The organism is Streptomyces sp. NPDC006259 (genome assembly GCF_042870975.1).
Taxonomy (GTDB): Bacteria; Actinomycetota; Actinomycetes; order Streptomycetales; family Streptomycetaceae; genus Streptomyces.
The window spans coordinates 1,059,771-1,075,657 of record NZ_JBIAHY010000003.1; the positions used below are offsets into that span (position 1 = coordinate 1,059,771).

Genomic DNA, 15,887 nt, shown 5'->3' on the forward strand with positions numbered 1-15,887 from the left:
GGGCCGGACCGGGCTACCGGGCCTCGTCGCCCGGTGGCTCCCGCCGCCGCGGGTTCCCGGCCGGGGCCGGGCGCAGGCCCTTCGCCGTCTCGCGGAGGCGTTCCAGGGTCCGGCCCAGCGGCTGGAACGGGGAACCGGCGCGCTTGACGGCCGGCTCCGGACGCCCGCCCGCCTCGGCCGCCTCCCGATAGGCGGTCAACGCCTCGTGGGCCTGTTCGGCGGCCTCCCGGTACAGGTCCCGGGACTCGGTCATCGCCTCCAGGGCCTCCCGGTACATGACCACGAGGCTGCGCTCACGGGCCAGCTCCTCCTCCGGGGTCAGCAGCTGCCATTCCTCCCGCAGCGCGGTCAGCGCGGCCTCGCCGCCCTCCGGCAGCGGCCTGGGCAGGGCCGCGAACCGGTTCACCGCGTCCAGCAGTTCGGTGGGGTGCGTGCCGTCCAGGAACACGTTGCGCACCGAGAAGCCGGCGGCCTCGTACCCGGCCGGGGCAGGGGACCCCGGCAGCACGACCGCGCCGCCGCGGGGCAGCTCGACGTCGAACTCGCGCAGCGCCCAGTTCACGGTACGCAGCTGGTGCGGTGCCGCGCGGTGCTCCACGACACGGTGGTGCAGTCCCGGAGGCAGCAGCGGGATCAGGGAGCGGCGGCCCCGCTCGTCGGGCGTCATGGCCTCGTGCACCACCACATGCATCGTCCAGGTGTCCCGCTGGGCGCCGCGCAGCGCCCGCCGCAGTTCCTTGTCGTCCGCCGGGAGCGCGCTGACGTCGAGGTACCGCCCGCCGGTGACCGTCTCGTGGCCCCACGGGGCGTCCGCGTCCCAGGGCCAGAACATGGCGGCCGGGGACGGCCATCGCAGGTCCCACGGCCGTTCCGCCTCCGCGACCAGCGTCCACTCCTGCCCGCGCCCGGACCACTCGCCGAGCGTCAGCCGGGCCCGCACGGTGATGTCCTCGGGCACCCGCCAGCGGGCCTCGAAGACCAGTCCGCCCTCGACGGTGCCGCCGTCGGGGACCTCCAGGAAGTCGTGGAGCGTCCCGTCCTCCTTCAGTGACCGGAGGTTCTTGCGGAGGACGTCCGGCGCGGCGGGCCCGGTGTGGCGGCCACGGGTCAGCCACACCGTGGAGGGCGTCGGGGCGGGGACGGGCGGGGAGGTGAGCATGAGTCCCTTCGTGCGGAGCGGGGGCGACGGGGACTGTCAGTATCGCCGTCGCGGCGGGCGGGTGATCACGCGGGGTGGGCGCATATCGGGTCGTGGTGCGCATTCCCACCCGGGGAGTGCGTCACGCCTGGAGCGGGGCATCTGGGCGGCGGCCCTCGCGCCACGCGCACCCGCCGGGTCGGCGAGGGGGGAACAGGACCCCCACCGACCGTACGCGCGAGGGGAGAACCGGCGAAGCTGGGCCTGGCGGGACGGACGGCGCTGGTCACGGGCTCCTCGCAGGGCGTCGGCGCGGCGATCGCCGCCGGTTCGGCCCGCGCCGGAGCCACCGTGGGCGTCGACGGAGGGTACGTCGACCCGGTGCTGCCGTGGGACGCGGGGCCGTCGCGGCGCGAGGCGCTCGTCGTGGCCCGCGCGTGGCCCGCGCGTGGCCCGCGCACGGGGTGTGCGGCGCGCACCACCGGACGCGGGCGCGCACCCGTGGTCCCCGCCCGCCGCGGCCCCCACAATCGACCCGGCGGACGGGGCTCGCCCACCATCCGCGTCGGGGCGGGCCCTGTCCCCGTGCCCGCGACGCCGCTCCGCGGAGCCGGCGGCCGCCCACGCAGAGGGGTCGCACGTTCCAGAGGAAAATGCCAAAGCCGTCACCCGGACCCGCCACTTTCCGTAACCTCGGGATCACGCTCTCGGTGCTGCCCCGATGCCAGGCCCCGCCGGACCGGTGACCGCCGCGCCGTCGACACGCGCCGAAAGGAGACTGGTCATGGCCGTCGAGGCCGAGGTCCTGAACGAACTGCACCGGCTGCGCACGCGGATGCCCCAGCTGACGGGGGCACTGGCGGCCAGCGTCGACGGATTCGTCCTCGCCCAGGACATGCCGGGCGTCCAGCCGGAGGGCCTCGCGGCCCTCACCGCCGCGGCCCTCGGGGTCGGCCGCCGCCTGGTGGACCTCACGGCACGCGGCGACTTCCGCGAACTTCTGGTGCGCGGAGCCGGGGGGTACGTCGCCACCTACGCGGCCGGCCCCGCCGCCGTCCTCACCCTGCTCGCCGACGACCGCGCCAACGTCGGCCGCCTGCACCTCGAGGGCCGGCGCAGCGGCGCCCACATCGCCGCCCTGATGGCGGCCCGGCCCACCCCGCAACCGGCGTACCCCGGCGTTCCGGCAGTCCCGCCCCCACCCCGGAACCAGCCCTCGGGCGGCCTGCCGGTGCGCGTCCCCCGGCAGCTCGGACCCCAGCGGGGTCCGGAACACGGCGGTTGAACCGAGGCCGGCCACCACGGTGAACCGGCCTCCACCGCGCGACCCTCCGCCCTCATGACACCCGTCGGCGCTTGGCTCTCGCGGTGGGGTGGGGCTGCACCCGGCCATCTCCCGGCTGTCCCCGGCGCCTGGTTCTCGCGGTGGGGTGGGGCTGCACCCCGCCACCCCCGTCCGCCCCCGGCGCCGGCTCTCCTGGCGGAGTGGCCCACACCCGCCCCCCGTCCGCCCCCCCGGCGCCGGCTCTCACCGTGGCGTGCGCCTACCCGCCGCCACCCCCCGGCCGTCCCCGGCGCCGGCCCGTGCCGCGTCGTTGCCCGACGACGCGTTCCGCGCCACCCGCGCCGGGGGCGCTGAAGCCGCCGGGCACCAGCCGTGGAGGCGCCCCGGTCGGGGCCGACGGCGGGCGGACCTCCGCCGGGCGCGTGCCGGCCGGACCCGGACCGCCGGCGTCGGGCGGTGGCGGTGGCGTCGCACGGCCGATGATCCGGGTGTGCGGCATCAACGCGGCGCAGGCGGAACAGACCTCGCTGAGCGTCCACACCTGGCCCACGGAGGGATCGTGCCGCAGCACCAGCAGGACCGCGCCCGCGCAGCCGACCCGCGTGCCCTCGTGCAGGGCGCACTGCTCGCGGCGGCACCAGCAGGCGGCGTCGTACCGCACCGACGCCGCCCTGGCGTGCGCGGTGGCATGGGCTTCGGCGAAGCGGCGCAGGGCCGCGAGATCACGCGAGCGCGACGGCATCGCGCACGCGGAGGAGCAGGTGACCGACGCGGTACGGTCCCGGTGCCCGACCACACGAATGGTCCAGGAACGGCCGGGACGGCGGGCTGACGGTGCCTCAGGGTACGTTTGAGCCAAGACACATGTCCTTCGTGGGATGCGGGCGGGGAAAGGGCACTCCGGTCCGGTTCCGGCACGGCCCACCGGAAGCGACCTCGCCCGGAGCATGCCCGCCGCCGCGCGAGCCCATTCGCGCGATGCCCCGTACGGCAGGTGCACGGGGAGGTCACACCGGGGCACGAGCGGGCGCGCCCAAGGCCTAAGCTCCCCTCCCATGGGCACAGGGGGATCCGACAGACGCGTCGTGGACGGCCGGTTCGAGCTGGTCGAGCGGCTCGGCGCCGGGGGCATGGGCTGGGTATGGCGGGCACACGACCTCGCGCTCCACCGCGACGTCGCCGTGAAGGAGGTGCGGCCGCCCGATCCCGACCTCGCCGAGTACGACCCGGAAGGCGCCCGTAGGCTGCGCGAGCGCGTCCTGCGGGAGGCCCGCGCGCTGGCCCGCGTCCATCACCCCAACGTCGTCACCATCCACCACATCGTCGACGGCGGGGACGCCACGTACCCGTGGATCGTGATGGAGCTGGTGGAGGGCGGCTCGCTCCAGGACTGCCTGGAGGACGGCACGTTGACGCCCGCGGAAGCCGCGCGTCTGGGCCGTGAGCTGCTGTCCGCGCTGCGTGCCGCGCACACCGCCGGCATCGAGCACCGCGACGTGAAGCCGGCCAACGTCCTGCTGCGCCCCGACGGGCGGCCCGTGCTCACCGACTTCGGCATCGCCGCCGTCCGCGAGTCCGTCGGCCTCACCGCCACCGGTGCCGTCATCGGCTCACCCGACTTCATGGCCCCGGAGCGTGTCAGCGGCAAGGACGGCGGCCCCGCCGCCGACCTGTGGTCCCTGGCGATGCTGCTGTACGTCGCCGTCGAGGGCCACCACCCGCTGCGCCGCGGCAGCACGCTCGCCACGCTGGCCGCGGTGCTCGGCGAGGACGTGCCCGCGCCCCGGCGGGCCGGACCCCTGGCCCCCGTCCTCACGGCGCTGCTCGTGCGGGACCCGCGGAGCCGTCCCGACGCCGAGCGGGTCGACCGGATGCTGGCCGCCGTCACCGACGGACCGGCGCCCCGGACGGAGGCCGGCGCCCCCGGCGCCTCCCGGACCTCCTATCCGCTCACGCCCCCCGCCCCGGCGATCCCGGCGACGGGCTCGGCCCACGCCATGGCCGCTCCCCAGGTCACCGCGGCCCCGGGACCCCACCGCCCGCGCCGCGCCCGCGGGGCGGCGATCGCCGCGGCCGCCGCCGGCACGGCCCTCACCGGCGTGCTGGTGTGGACGCTGCTCCCGGACGGCGGCAAGCCCACCGACGGCACGGCCGCGCCGACCGCCACGGGGTCCCGCGGCACGGCGTCCCGCACCACCGGCCCGACGACGGCGTCCCCCAGCACCTCACCCGTCGACACCACCGCCGACCGCACCGACCTCCTGGGCGCGAAGGGCCTGCGCACGGCCGTGGCGAAGCTGACCGACGCCATGGGCGGCTCGAAGGTCACCAGCCTGGTCGTGTACGAGGAGTACGCCGTCGCCACCGCGCCCGTCCCCGACCGTCCCAAGCTGTACGACCGCTACATGTACCGGGGCGGGGACGTGGCGGTGAAGTTCGGGCCCGGCGGCACCGTCACGGACGGCTCGGTCCCCGTCGACCTGGACGACGTCGTCTGGGACGCCGTGCCCGCGCTGCTGACCAGGGCGACCCGCACCCTCGGCGTGCCGGACCCCACCAGCCGCTACCTGATCGTCAATCCGGCCTCCACCGTCTTCGACACCGACCCGACCCTGAGCGTCTACCTCTCCGACGAGTACGGCAGCGCCTACCTGAAGGCGGACCTGCGCGGCCGGATCATCGAGACCTACCCCCGCGACGACGGCTAGCCCCGGCCCCTCGTCGGCGCCCTCCCGGCCCGGCGCGGCGCCCCGCACGGCGTTCCAGCCGCCGCTCCACTTGCGGTGCGTACGGCGCCGCGCTTCGGTTGAAGGGACCCGTCGTCGCACCGGGACGCTCATGTCGATGCCGCCGTCGGGGTGTGGTCCCTCCGGTGACCCGGCCGTCGCCGACGCGCGGGACGACTCCCTCCCACGCACCGTGCGCAGTGGCCTCGCGGGACGCGGCGGAGAAGAAGGAGGGCGAGACGGTATGACGCACCACAAATCCAACCGCGCCGTCGAAGGCGACCCGTACTCCGGCCACGGCAGGGGCCTGCCCCTGCGGCCCGACGAGGAGGAACTCGCGCGGCGTACGGCCCTGGACCGTCAGGAGGCGGGCCTGCCGGACCGGCCCGCGGAGAATCCCGACCTCGTGTACCGCGACGTACAGGACGCGGTCGATCACGCGGTGGACACCGGCATGATCCCGGGGGCCACCGCCGCCCGGCGGACCAGGGAGGACTGAGATCACGGCACACGCCTGCACGGGCGTGTGCCCCCCAGGTAGCCCGCAGGGGCTCGGGAAGCCCGCCGGCGGCGACCGGCTTCGGCGAAGGCGGACGGGGACCCGGCGGAGCCGCTCCGGCGCGAGCGGACCGTCCCCGGGCGGGTCGCGGGTGAGCAGCCGGCGCACGACGGCCGACCCTCGCCGGACCAGATACCCGGTCAGCTAGTGGACCAGGCGCGTCGCGGTGGTCTGCGGGGACTCGGCGGGCTCGGAAGCGCCGGGCCCGGAGGCACCCGAGGGCAGTCCCGGGCCGCCCGGTACGTCCACCCGCGACCGGAGTCCGTCGTCCACGACGACCGCGTCCACCGCGCCCCCGGCAGCCTGCTTCGGCGTCATGGCCGCACGGTTCCACTCCGCACCGCGGGACCGTGCGGGCCCGTGGCTTCCACCCCCCGTTCGGCCCGCCGTGATGCCGTGAGGGCCCGCGGACGGCTGGTCCGCGGGCCCTTCCCACACGTGGCGTCGCGTCCCTTCCCGGACGGGACAGGCGCCGCTGTCACGGACCCGGACGGGACAGGCGCCGCTGTCACGGTGCCGTGGCGGGTCAGGCGCCGCTGTCACGGTGCCGTGGCGGGGTCAGGCGCCGCTCTCGCGGAGCATGTCCTCCCGCTCGACGAGCTTCACGCGCTCGCGGCCCTGCGGCTCGCCCAGCGCCTTCTCCGCGGCGTCCAGCCTGTACCAGCCCTCCCAGGTGGTGTGGCGGACCTCACGCTCGGCGAGGAACGCGTCCACCGCCTCGGGCTCGGGCGAGGACGGCGTGTGCAGTCGGCCGTTGGCGAAGTCGTCCAGCAGGTTCGACACCGTCTCGTTGGCGTCGCCCTTGGTGTGTCCGATCAGACCGACCGGGCCACGCCGGATCCAGCCGGTGACGTACGTCGACTGCAGGTGCGCGCCGCTCTCCTCGATGACCCGGCCGCCCTCGTCCGGGACGGTGCCCGACTCGAGGTCCCACGGCAGCTTCGGCAGCTTCTCGGAGAGGTAGCCGACCGCGCGGTAGACCGCCGTGACGTCCCAGTCCTTGAACTCGCCGGTGCCCTTGACGTTGCCGGTGCCGTCGAGGGCGGTGCGCTCGGTGCGCAGACCCACGACCCTTCCGTCCTCGCCGAGGATCTCCGAGGGCGACTCGAAGAAGTGCAGGAACAGTTTGTGCGGACGGTCGCCGGCGTCGCGGATCGCCCAGTTCTCCAGCGTCTTGGCGACCATGTCGGCCTGCTTGTTGCCGCGCCGGGTGGCGATCGAGCCCTCGTCGTAGTCGATGTCCTCGGGGTCGACGATGACCTCGATGGTGGGGGAGTGGTCCAGTTCCCGCAGCTCCATCGGCGAGAACTTTGCCTGCGCCGGGCCGCGGCGGCCGAAGACGTGGACCTCCAGCGCCTTGTTGGCCTTCAGTCCCTCGTAGACGTTCGGCGGGATCTCGGTCGACAGCAGCTCGTCGGCCGTCTTGGCGAGGATGCGGGCCACGTCCAGGGCGACGTTGCCGACGCCGAGGACGGCGACCTTCTCGGCCTCCAGCGGCCAGGTGCGCGCCACGTCCGGGTGACCGTCGTACCAGGACACGAAGTCGGCGGCGCCGTAGGAGCCGTCGAGATCGATCCCCGGGATCGACATCTCGCGGTCGGCCATGGCGCCGGTCGAGAAGATCACGGCGTCGTAGAAGGCGCGCAGGTCGTCCAGGTTCAGGTCGCGCGGGTAGTCGACGTTGCCGAAGAGGCGTATCTGCGGCTTGTCGAGGACCTGGTGGAGGGCGGTGATGATGCCCTTGATCCGGGGGTGGTCGGGGGCCACGCCGTAACGGATCAGACCGAACGGGGCCGGCATGCGCTCGAAGAGGTCGATGGAGACACCGGGGTCGGTGGCCACATCCGACTTGAGCAGCGCGTCGGCGGCGTAGATCCCGGCGGGGCCGGCTCCGACGATGGCTACCCGCAGAGGGCGGGGCATGATCAGGTTCCCTTCGAGCGGCGACAGATCGACTCGGGGGAAGCCTAAACTAAGGCAAACCTAACCCGGTACGCGGGTCCGGTCTATGAGCCCATAAACGTCACTTATGACCCGGTGGCCGGCTGCCCGGAGCCCCGTGAACGCCGCCGCACCGGCTCCCTCCGGCTCCCCCCGGCCGCTCAGGGCAGCGACTGCTCCGCCCAGATCACCTTTCCGGCCGGCGTGTAGCGGGTCCCCCAGCGGTCCGTGAGCTGGGCGACGAGGAACAGTCCGCGTCCCCCCTCGTCCGTCATGGCCGCGTACCGCAGGTGCGGCGAGGTGTTGCTGCTGTCGGAGACCTCGCAGATCAGTGAGCGGTCGCGCAGCAGCCGCACCCGGACGGGCGGGCTGCCGTACCGGATCGCGTTGGTGACCAGCTCGCTGAGGATCAGCTCCGTCGTGAACGACAGGTCCTCCAGCTCCCAGCGCACCAGCTGCCGGGCCACCGCCGCCCGTACCTCGCCGACGGCCGCCGGATCCACCGGCACGTCCCACTGCGCGACCCGGTCCGCGCCCAGCGCCCGGGTACGGGCCACGATCAGGGCGATGTCGTCGTTCGGCCGGGCCGGCAGCAGCGACTCCAGGACCACCCGGCAGGTCTCCTCGGGTGAGCCGTCACCGTGCCCGAGGGCGGTGCGCAGCCGTTCCAGACCGGTGTCGATGTCCTGCTTGCGGTCCTCCACCAGCCCGTCGGTGTACAGCACCAGCCGGCTGCCCTCCGCCAGCTCCACCTCGGCCGTCTCGAACGGCAGCCCGCCCAGCCCCAGCGGCAGGCCCGCCGGAACCTCCAGGAACTCCACCCGGCCGTCGGGACGGACCAGCGCGGGCGGCGGGTGCCCGGCCCGGGCGACGGCGCAGCGCCGGGACACCGGGTCGTAGATGGCGTACAGACAGGTCGCCCCGGCCACCTGCGCCGTGGTGCCGTCGGCCGCCTCGTCCTGGTCGATGCGGGCGACCATCTCGTCGAGCAGCGCGAGAAGCTCCTCCGGCGCCAGATCCAGGGCGGAGAAGTTGTGGACCGCGGTGCGCAGCCGGCCCATGGTGGCCGCCGCGTGCAGCCCGTGCCCGACGACGTCCCCGACGACCAGCGCCACCCGCGCCCCCGACAGCGGCAGTACGTCGAACCAGTCGCCGCCGACGCCGGCCTGCGCGGGCAGATAGCGGTAGGCGATGTCCAGGGCGCCCTGCTCGGGCAGGGTGCGCGGCAACAGGCTGCGCTGGAGGGTGACGGCCATCCCGTGCTCGCGGGTGAAACGGCGCGCGTTGTCGATCGAGACCGCCGCCCGCGCCACCAGTTCCTCCGCGAGGACAACCTCCTCCGGGTCGAAGGGCTGGGGCCGCTCCGAACGCCAGAAACTGACCACGCCCAGCACCAGGGCCCCGGCCCGCACGGGCACGGTGATCAGCGAGTGGATGCCGAACTCCACCACCTGCTCGGTCCGCTCCAGGTCCTGTGCCCGCCAGCCCGGCGACTCGGCGAGCCGGGCCTCCAGCACGGGCCGGCCCTCCGCCAGGCAGCGGGCCTGCGGGGACGACTCCACGAACCGGATCTGCTCGCCCACCGCGTACAACGGCGCGCCCTTGCGGATCACCCCGATCGCCGTCCGCCGCAGCGCGCCGAGCGCGTCCGGCTCCTCGCCCACCAGAACGGCGTCGAAGAGGTCGACGCACGCGAAGTCCGCGAACCGGGGCACGGCCAGCTCCGTCAGCTCCTCCGCGGTCCGCGTCACGTCCAGGCTCGTCCCGATGCCCACCCCGGCCGCGTACAGCATGTCCAGGCGCTCGCGGGCCGCCTCCGCCCGCCCCGACAGGGCGCGCAGCTCGGTCGAGTCGCGCAGCGTGGCGACACTGCCGGCCGGGCCGCCCGCGAGATCGGTGGGCCGCTGGTTGATCGCCAGCAGCCGCTCCCCGACCAGGTGCACCTCGTCGGTCGCCATCCGCCCGGAGGCGAGCAGCTCGGCGGTGTCCGCGTCCAGGCCGAGATCGAACACCTTGCGGAGTTCGGCGTCCGGCGGCAGATCCAGCAGCCGGTGCGCCTCGTCGTTGGCGAGGAGCAGATCACCCTCGCCGCCGACGATGATCACGCCCTCCCGCACGGCGTGCAGGACCGCGTCGTGATGCTCGTACATCCGGGTCATCTCGCGCGGACCCAGGCCGTGCGTCTGACGCAGCAGGCGCCGGCTGACCAGGGCCGTGCCGCCGGTGGCCAGGGCGAGCGCCACCCCGGCCGTCGACAGCACCAGCGGCAGCTGACGGTTCGCGTTGCCGCCGACCCGCGCGGTGGTGATGCCGGCCGACACCAGCCCCACGACCCGGCCGTCGGCCGTCTTCACCGGCACCACCGCCTGCACCAGCCGCCCGATCGTCCCGTCGACCTCCTCCACCACGGTCCCGCCGGCCTGCGCCGGGGCGAGCGTGCCGACGAACTTCCTGCCGATGCGGTCCGGCTTGGGGTGGGTGTAGCGGATGCCGTCGGGGTCCATGACGACGATGAAGTCGACCTGCGAAGCCTCGCGGGCGGCCTCCGCCCGCGGCTGGAGCACGGCCGTCGGGTCAGGGCCGCGCAGCGCCGCCGGCACGCCGGGGGAGTTCGCGAAGGTCTCCGCGACGGCGAGCGAGCGGTTGCGGGCCTCCTCGGTGGTGTCGTGCCGCGCCTGGAGGACCAGGGCGACGACCGCCGTGACGACCAGCAGCAGGACGACGACCACTTGCAGGACGAACACCTGCGCGGCGAGACTGCGCCCGCCGAGCGCGGTCTCGGGCGTGCGCCGCACCAGCGGGGCCCGGGGACGACGGGCCGGCCGGGCACCCGATCGCCCCAGGAGTCGGACCATGTGCCATGTCTACACTGCCCGGCTCCGTCAGGCGAGGGGCGTTACGCGGTGCGACGGACCCAGGCGGACCCGGACGGCGCCGGTGGGGCGAGGGTACGGGTGGCTCGGACGGGGCCGGTGGTCCGGATGGGGGCGGGCCGGCTGGGTCAGCAGGGGTGCCGTGCCGGGCGGGAGGCGACGGGTGGGCTGGGTGCCGTGGGGGGCGGGAGGCGGCGGGTGGGCTCGGTGGCGGTGCCGGGCGAGAAGGGGCGGGTGCCTGGGTGGCGGTGCCGGGCGGGAAGGGGCGGGTGCCTGGGTGGCCGTGCCGGGCCGGAGGCGGCGGGTGGGCTGGGTGGGCGTGCCGGGCCGAATGGGTGGTCGGCCCGTCGCCGGGCGGTCGCGGTGAATCGGTCGGTCGGGTCCGCGAGGGCAACGCCCTGAGGGTCGCCCGACCCCCGGCCGGTGCCCTGCGCGGGCGGTGCCGTCGTCGACGATGCCGTGCCCGGAACCGTCCTGACCGCCCGGCCGGAGCGGGTCGGGGCGCCGGCCGACGAGGCCCCTGCCAACTCGCCGACGCGGTCGTTCTCTTGGCCGTGACGGGTGGTCACCCCGCCCGCCCCCGCGGGTGTTCGCGGCTGACGCCGTCCGTCCGGGGTAACCGGCCGCCATGGGCGAGATACTGATCGGCTCCTGTTCGTGGACGGACCCGGCACTCCTCGGCAGCGGCTGGTACCCGCCCGGACGGCGGGATCCGGAGGGCCGGCTGCGGCACTACGCCGAACACTTCCCGCTCGTGGAGGCCGACGCGACGTACTACGCGCTGCCCTCCGAACGCAACAGCAGGCTCTGGGCGGAGCGCACCCCGGACGGGTTCGTGTTCGACGTGAAGGCCTTCTCCCTGCTGACCGGCCATCCCACCCGGTCCGCGGTGCTGCCGCCGGGGCTGCCGGACGACATCCGCTCCCCGAAGGCGCTCGACGAGGTGTGGCGGCGCTTCACGGACGGCATCCACCCACTGCGCGAGGCGGGGCGGCTGGGCGCCGTCCTGTTCCAGTTCCCGCCGTGGCTGCGGCCCGGCCCACGCGCGCGTGCCGTCCTCGCCGACTGCCGTGAGCGCACCGCCGGGTGGCCGGTCTGCGTGGAGTTCCGGCACCCCGACTGGTGGCGCGGCGAACAGCGGGACACCACCGAGGACCTGCTGCGGTCCCACGGTTTCGCCGCCGTCGCCGTCGACATGGAGCCGTCGCTGCCGTCCGCGATCCCGCCGGTCACGCCCGTGACCTGCGAGCGGCTCGCGGTCGTGCGGTTCCACGGCCGCAGCCACGCCTGGGGAACGGGCAGCAAGGAAGACCGTTTCCGCCACGAGTACGCCGACGACGAACTGCGCGAATGGCTTCCGAGGGTGCGGGCGCTCGCCGACCGGGCCGACCGCGTGCACGTGTTGTTCAACAACTGCTGTGCCGACGCGGCCGTGCGGGCGGCGGCCCGGATGCGTGAGCTGCTCGACTGAGACGGCCGCCGGGGCAGGGCCCGGTCAGGTGGTCGCCTTGAGCGTCCTCCTGGCCAGCTCGTACGCGGGCAGCATCGCCTCGTGCTCCTCGGTGTCCATGCCCCCGAGATGGACGACGACCGGGCCGTCGGGCGTGCTCACGGCCAGGGCGCGTTCCTTCTTCGTCTCCTCCAGCAGCTCGCTCGTCGTCGTGTACTCCACCTCCGCGCCGGAGAGCGAACCGGCCTTGAACGGGCGGTACTTCGCCCCGCTCGCCCCCTTCTCGGCGGTCACGAAGTCCTCCAGGACGGCGCGTGCGTCGGCGTCGCCCGGCTCCCCCGTCCACACCCGGAGGAAGCCGAGCTTGCCGGCCGGCTTGGCGTCGACCTCGCAGGCCATGGTGACCGGCCCCTGGTGCAGGAACGCGTCGGCGAGCTGGTCGGCGATCTCGTTGCCCGTGTCGCCCTCCTGCGAGGCCGTGTCGATGGCCTCGGCCTCCCAGAACTCGGCGATGTCGAACGTGACGGGCAGCTCACAGGCCGAGCCCGCCGCACCGATGCTCTCCCCCCGCGCCGCGACCCCGGCGGTGGCCGACGCCTTCCCCTCCGTGCCGGACCCGCCGGAGTCGTCCCCCGACTCCCCGCACCCTGCCGCCATCCCCGTCAGCAAGACCGCCGTCGCCAGGCCACGCCAGGCGTTCCCCACCCCACAACGCACCGCTGTCTCTCCTCTGTCGAAACCGGTTCCCTGTTCGATACCGGCGGAGCACTGTAACCGAGGTGACGTGCCGGGGGCACCGCTTCGCGCCGTCGCGCCGGCCCCGCCCGCGTCGGTCCCGCCCGCCTCGGCCTCGCGGCCGACGGTCCCGCCCGCGTCGGTCGCCTTGGCCGTCGCGACCGGTGCCGGAGAAGGCCTGCGGCTCGCGGCCCCGTCCGTCGTACGGCATCAGGAGCGCCGCAGCGGTCGAGCGGTGCGAATCCGTGGCTGGAGCCGCGAGAGATCGCGGACGGATCCGCGCCGCCGGAGCCGGCGCGAGGTCGACCGACTCGGTGGCGGGAGTGGCCGTGCGCGCCCGCCGGGCGCCTGATCGATCCCGTGCGCCGCCGGCGCGGGCCGTCGCGGCGCGGGTCACGGTGGGACTCCGTACGCGCCGCCGACCGGTCACCCGCGCCCCGCCCGCGCGCGGGAATGAGCCGGTCCCCTTCGCTGTTGTGCCCTCTGACTGGCATGCACCGCTCAACGGTGCGACGCCGGTGAAAGGAGGCCCCCATGGCACGCAGCACGGCGCGCCCCGTCGTCACCCTCAGGTCCACGGCCGGTACCGGCGCGACCTATGTGACCCGCAAGAACCGCCGGAACCACGCCGACCGGCTGGTTCTGCGCAAGTACGACTCCGTCGCCGGACGGCACGTCACGTTCCGCGAGGAGCGCTGACCCCGAAGAGCGGCAGGAGCGCTGACCCCGAGAAGCGAGCGTCGGCCCCGCGGTGCCGACCCGAGGAGGGCCGGCACCGCGGGCGCCGCACCGCGGACGCGAAAGAGGAGGCAGTCATGAAGGTGCGCAATTCCCTGCGTTCCCTGAAGTCCAGGCCCGGAGCCCAGGTCGTGCGCCGGAAGGGGGTCACCTTCGTCATCAACAAGAAGGAGCCCCGCTTCAAGGCCCGCCAGGGCTGAGGCCCCGCAGCGGCGGCCCGGTGGGCCCGGTCCCGATCGACACCCGGACCGGGCCCACCGGCCTGCCCGCCGCGGTTCACCCGTCCTGCCCACCCGCCGGGCGGACCCCGTGAGGCCCGCCTACGGTGGGGAGTGGCCGGCTCCCCACGGGAACCCCGGCCGGTCCCGGCCGGCGCCGACTTCCCCCCTGTCCGATCCGGCCGGGACCCCGCACCTCGCCCGAGACCGTCCGGTCGGATCGCGGATCGCGGATCGCGGACCGTGGCACCCGCGCCGGAAGGGGAACCCGTCACCGCATGGGCAACACCGCGCTGATCGTCATCGACATGATCAACACGTACGACCACCCCGACGCCGACCTGCTCCTGCCGGTGGCGCGCGAGGTGGTCCCGGCGGCGGCCGGGCTGCTGGAACGGGCCCGTGGCGGCAACATCCCGGTCGTGTACGTCAACGACAACTTCGGGGAGTGGCGGTCCCACCACGGCGAACTCCTCGCCACGGCCCTCTCCGGACCGCACGCCGACCTCGTCGAGCCGCTGGTCCCGGACGACGACTCCCTCTTCGTGGTCAAGGCCCGGCACTCGATCTTCTTCGAGACCCCGTTGGCCTACCTCCTCGACCAGCAGAACATCGACCACCTCGTCCTGTGCGGCCAGGTCACCGAGCAGTGCGTCCTGTACTCCGCGCTCGACGCCCACATCCGCCATTTCCAGGTGACCGTGGTGCGGGACGCGGTCGCCCACATCCACGCCGACCTGGCGGACGCGGCGCTGCGGATGATGGAACGCAACATGGGGGCACGGCTGTGCGACAGTCGGGAGCTGTGGACCTGACCGACGCCCGACGCGCGGGGGCCCCGGGAGGGCGCCGCCGGCCGGACCGGCCCGGTGTCCTGCCTGATCACAGCCTCGGACTGATCCCCGAAGGCCTTCCTGGCGTCTATATGGTCGTATGACCCGGCGCGCGGGTCCGGTCGTCCCGGCCGACACCGCGCGCGGGTGCCGGATCCGGCCGTGCGCTCCCCGCGCGCGGCGAGCGGTTGGGGAGACCTTGGGGATCGTGCGTCCAGCACAGGAACGACGGCGTGGCGCCGGTGACGGCCGCGGCCCGCGCGGCGGCGCGAAGGGCGGGCGGCGCGGCGCGGCGGCCCGCGTCATCGGCGCGGGCGCGTTCGTCCTGCGCCTGCTGCGCGCCGAGGCGCACAGCATCGTCGTCGACCCGGTACGGCGACTGCTCCGGCGGGGACCCGCGGGGCTGCTGCTCGCCGGTGTGGCCGTCGGGGGCGTGATCTTCTTCCATGCCCTCGCCCAGCGGCCGGCCGGGGCGGACTTCGTGCGGGCCGTCGGCGGTGTCCAGGGCGACCTGCCGTTGTGGCTGACCCTCCTGCGCACGCCGGTCTCGCTGTACGTCCCCGCGCTCGACCTGCCGGTCTGGGCCGGTATCACCCAGCTGTTCCTCGCCTTCGCGCTGGCCGAGAACAGCCTCGGCCGGGCCCGCACCCTCGTCGTCGCCTACGCGACCACGCTGGCCGGCACCCTCACCGCGCGGGTGATGATCATGGCGGGCCCGGACCGCTGGGGTTTCGGCCTCCCGCAGGAGGCGGGGCGGGTGCTCGACACGGGCCCGTCGGCCGCGGTCGTCGGGCTGTTCACCTACATCTCCGTCGTCCGGCGAGCCCCCGTCGTCTTCACGCTCACCGGGGGCTCGATGGTGTGGGAATCGATGGCCAAACCCAATCTCGCGGGCCGCGAGCACCTGATAGCGGTGGCCGCCGCGGTCGTCCTGGGCCTGCTCCACGGCCGACGCCCGGCCTGGCTTCCCGACTGGCGCCACCTCCGGCGGCGGCCCACGCCGGCCTCCGCGCCGTCCGCGCCGTCCGCACCCTCCGGATCAGCCGGACCCTCCGTGAAGGCCACCTCGCACTCGGCTCAGGCTCCGGCCAGCCCCACTCGGACCACCCCCGTCACTGCGGCCACTTCCACCGCCACGGGTGCTGCGGACACCGCGGAGGAACCCTCGCCCAGGGCAGGCGCCCAGGTGGGCGCGGATATCTGAGAAGTTCCCATGAATGCGTGGGGCGGTTGAACACTCCCGGGTCCGGCTGCGTATAGAGCCGCGGGGATCTCATGTCCTGGCCGCCGACGACGTTTTGGAGCACCTCGTGGGACACAGCAGGCGCAGGCGCCCGATGGGCGGACGACGAGCGACGTTCGCCGCGGTCGCCCTGATGCTCGGTGGCGGG

14 protein-coding genes are annotated in these 15,887 nt (G+C 74.8%); 8 read left to right on the forward strand and 6 right to left on the reverse strand.

What is annotated here, in order from left to right; genetic code table 11:
- Positions 1–13 precede the first annotated feature (13 nt).
- The gene (locus ACFYO5_RS16005) at positions 14–1,159 is read right to left on the reverse strand and encodes a hypothetical protein (RefSeq protein WP_388709006.1); all 1,146 of its coding nucleotides are present in this window, start codon (positions 1,157–1,159) and stop codon (positions 14–16) included.
- 763 nt (positions 1,160–1,922) lie between these two features.
- Between ACFYO5_RS16005 and ACFYO5_RS16010 the strand changes: the two genes are divergently transcribed.
- Positions 1,923–2,423 carry a roadblock/LC7 domain-containing protein gene (locus ACFYO5_RS16010; RefSeq protein WP_388709008.1) on the forward strand — a complete coding sequence of 167 codons (501 nt, stop codon included), beginning with the start codon at positions 1,923–1,925 and terminating at the stop codon, positions 2,421–2,423.
- A 259-nt stretch (positions 2,424–2,682) separates the two neighbouring features.
- On the opposite strand, the gene ACFYO5_RS16015 is transcribed toward ACFYO5_RS16010, so the two are convergent.
- Positions 2,683–3,165, reverse strand: a complete 483-nt coding sequence (locus ACFYO5_RS16015; protein ID WP_388709010.1) for a hypothetical protein — start codon at positions 3,163–3,165, stop codon at positions 2,683–2,685.
- A 313-nt stretch (positions 3,166–3,478) separates the two neighbouring features.
- On the opposite strand from ACFYO5_RS16015, the gene ACFYO5_RS16020 reads away from it, so the two are divergent.
- Positions 3,479–5,131: a protein kinase gene (locus ACFYO5_RS16020; RefSeq protein ID WP_388709013.1), complete on the forward strand. Its 1,653-nt coding sequence runs from the start codon at positions 3,479–3,481 to the stop codon at positions 5,129–5,131.
- 262 nt (positions 5,132–5,393) lie between these two features.
- Positions 5,394–5,648 carry a hypothetical protein gene (locus ACFYO5_RS16025; protein WP_356567166.1) on the forward strand — a complete coding sequence of 85 codons (255 nt, stop codon included), beginning with the start codon at positions 5,394–5,396 and terminating at the stop codon, positions 5,646–5,648.
- Positions 5,649–5,852: 204 nt separating this feature from the next.
- Here ACFYO5_RS16025 and ACFYO5_RS16030 read toward each other — a convergent pair whose 3' ends face one another.
- The 3 genes from ACFYO5_RS16030 to ACFYO5_RS16040 all read right to left on the reverse strand — a co-directional run bounded on the left by ACFYO5_RS16030 (position 5,853) and on the right by ACFYO5_RS16040 (position 10,504).
- On the reverse strand, positions 5,853–6,026 hold the full coding sequence (locus ACFYO5_RS16030) for a hypothetical protein (protein ID WP_388709015.1): 174 nt from the start codon (positions 6,024–6,026) through the stop codon (positions 5,853–5,855).
- A gap of 240 nt (positions 6,027–6,266) precedes the next feature.
- On the reverse strand, positions 6,267–7,631 hold the full coding sequence (locus ACFYO5_RS16035) for an FAD-dependent oxidoreductase (RefSeq protein ID WP_388709017.1): 1,365 nt from the start codon (positions 7,629–7,631) through the stop codon (positions 6,267–6,269).
- A 179-nt stretch (positions 7,632–7,810) separates the two neighbouring features.
- Positions 7,811–10,504, reverse strand: coding sequence for a SpoIIE family protein phosphatase (locus ACFYO5_RS16040; protein ID WP_388709019.1), 2,694 nt, complete (start codon positions 10,502–10,504; stop codon positions 7,811–7,813).
- Positions 10,505–11,150: 646 nt separating this feature from the next.
- Here ACFYO5_RS16040 and ACFYO5_RS16045 point away from each other — a divergent pair.
- Positions 11,151–11,993: a DUF72 domain-containing protein gene (locus tag ACFYO5_RS16045; protein ID WP_388709021.1), complete on the forward strand. Its 843-nt coding sequence runs from the start codon at positions 11,151–11,153 to the stop codon at positions 11,991–11,993.
- Positions 11,994–12,017: 24 nt separating this feature from the next.
- On the opposite strand, the gene ACFYO5_RS16050 is transcribed toward ACFYO5_RS16045, so the two are convergent.
- Positions 12,018–12,689 carry a lipoprotein gene (locus ACFYO5_RS16050; RefSeq protein WP_388709023.1) on the reverse strand — a complete coding sequence of 224 codons (672 nt, stop codon included), beginning with the start codon at positions 12,687–12,689 and terminating at the stop codon, positions 12,018–12,020.
- Positions 12,690–13,241: 552 nt separating this feature from the next.
- Between ACFYO5_RS16050 and rpmG the strand changes: the two genes are divergently transcribed.
- The 4 genes from rpmG to ACFYO5_RS16070 all read left to right on the forward strand — a co-directional run bounded on the left by rpmG (position 13,242) and on the right by ACFYO5_RS16070 (position 15,700).
- Entirely contained in the window at positions 13,242–13,406 is a 165-nt protein-coding gene (gene rpmG / locus ACFYO5_RS16055; RefSeq protein WP_356567156.1) for a 50S ribosomal protein L33, read from the forward strand.
- 116 nt (positions 13,407–13,522) lie between these two features.
- Entirely contained in the window at positions 13,523–13,645 is a 123-nt protein-coding gene (gene ykgO, locus ACFYO5_RS16060; RefSeq protein ID WP_073498960.1) for a type B 50S ribosomal protein L36, read from the forward strand.
- A 296-nt stretch (positions 13,646–13,941) separates the two neighbouring features.
- On the forward strand, positions 13,942–14,478 hold the full coding sequence (locus tag ACFYO5_RS16065; protein ID WP_388709025.1) for an isochorismatase family cysteine hydrolase: 537 nt from the start codon (positions 13,942–13,944) through the stop codon (positions 14,476–14,478).
- Positions 14,479–14,704: 226 nt separating this feature from the next.
- Positions 14,705–15,700, forward strand: a complete 996-nt coding sequence (locus tag ACFYO5_RS16070; protein WP_388709027.1) for a hypothetical protein — start codon at positions 14,705–14,707, stop codon at positions 15,698–15,700.
- Positions 15,701–15,887: the final 187 nt, after the last annotated feature.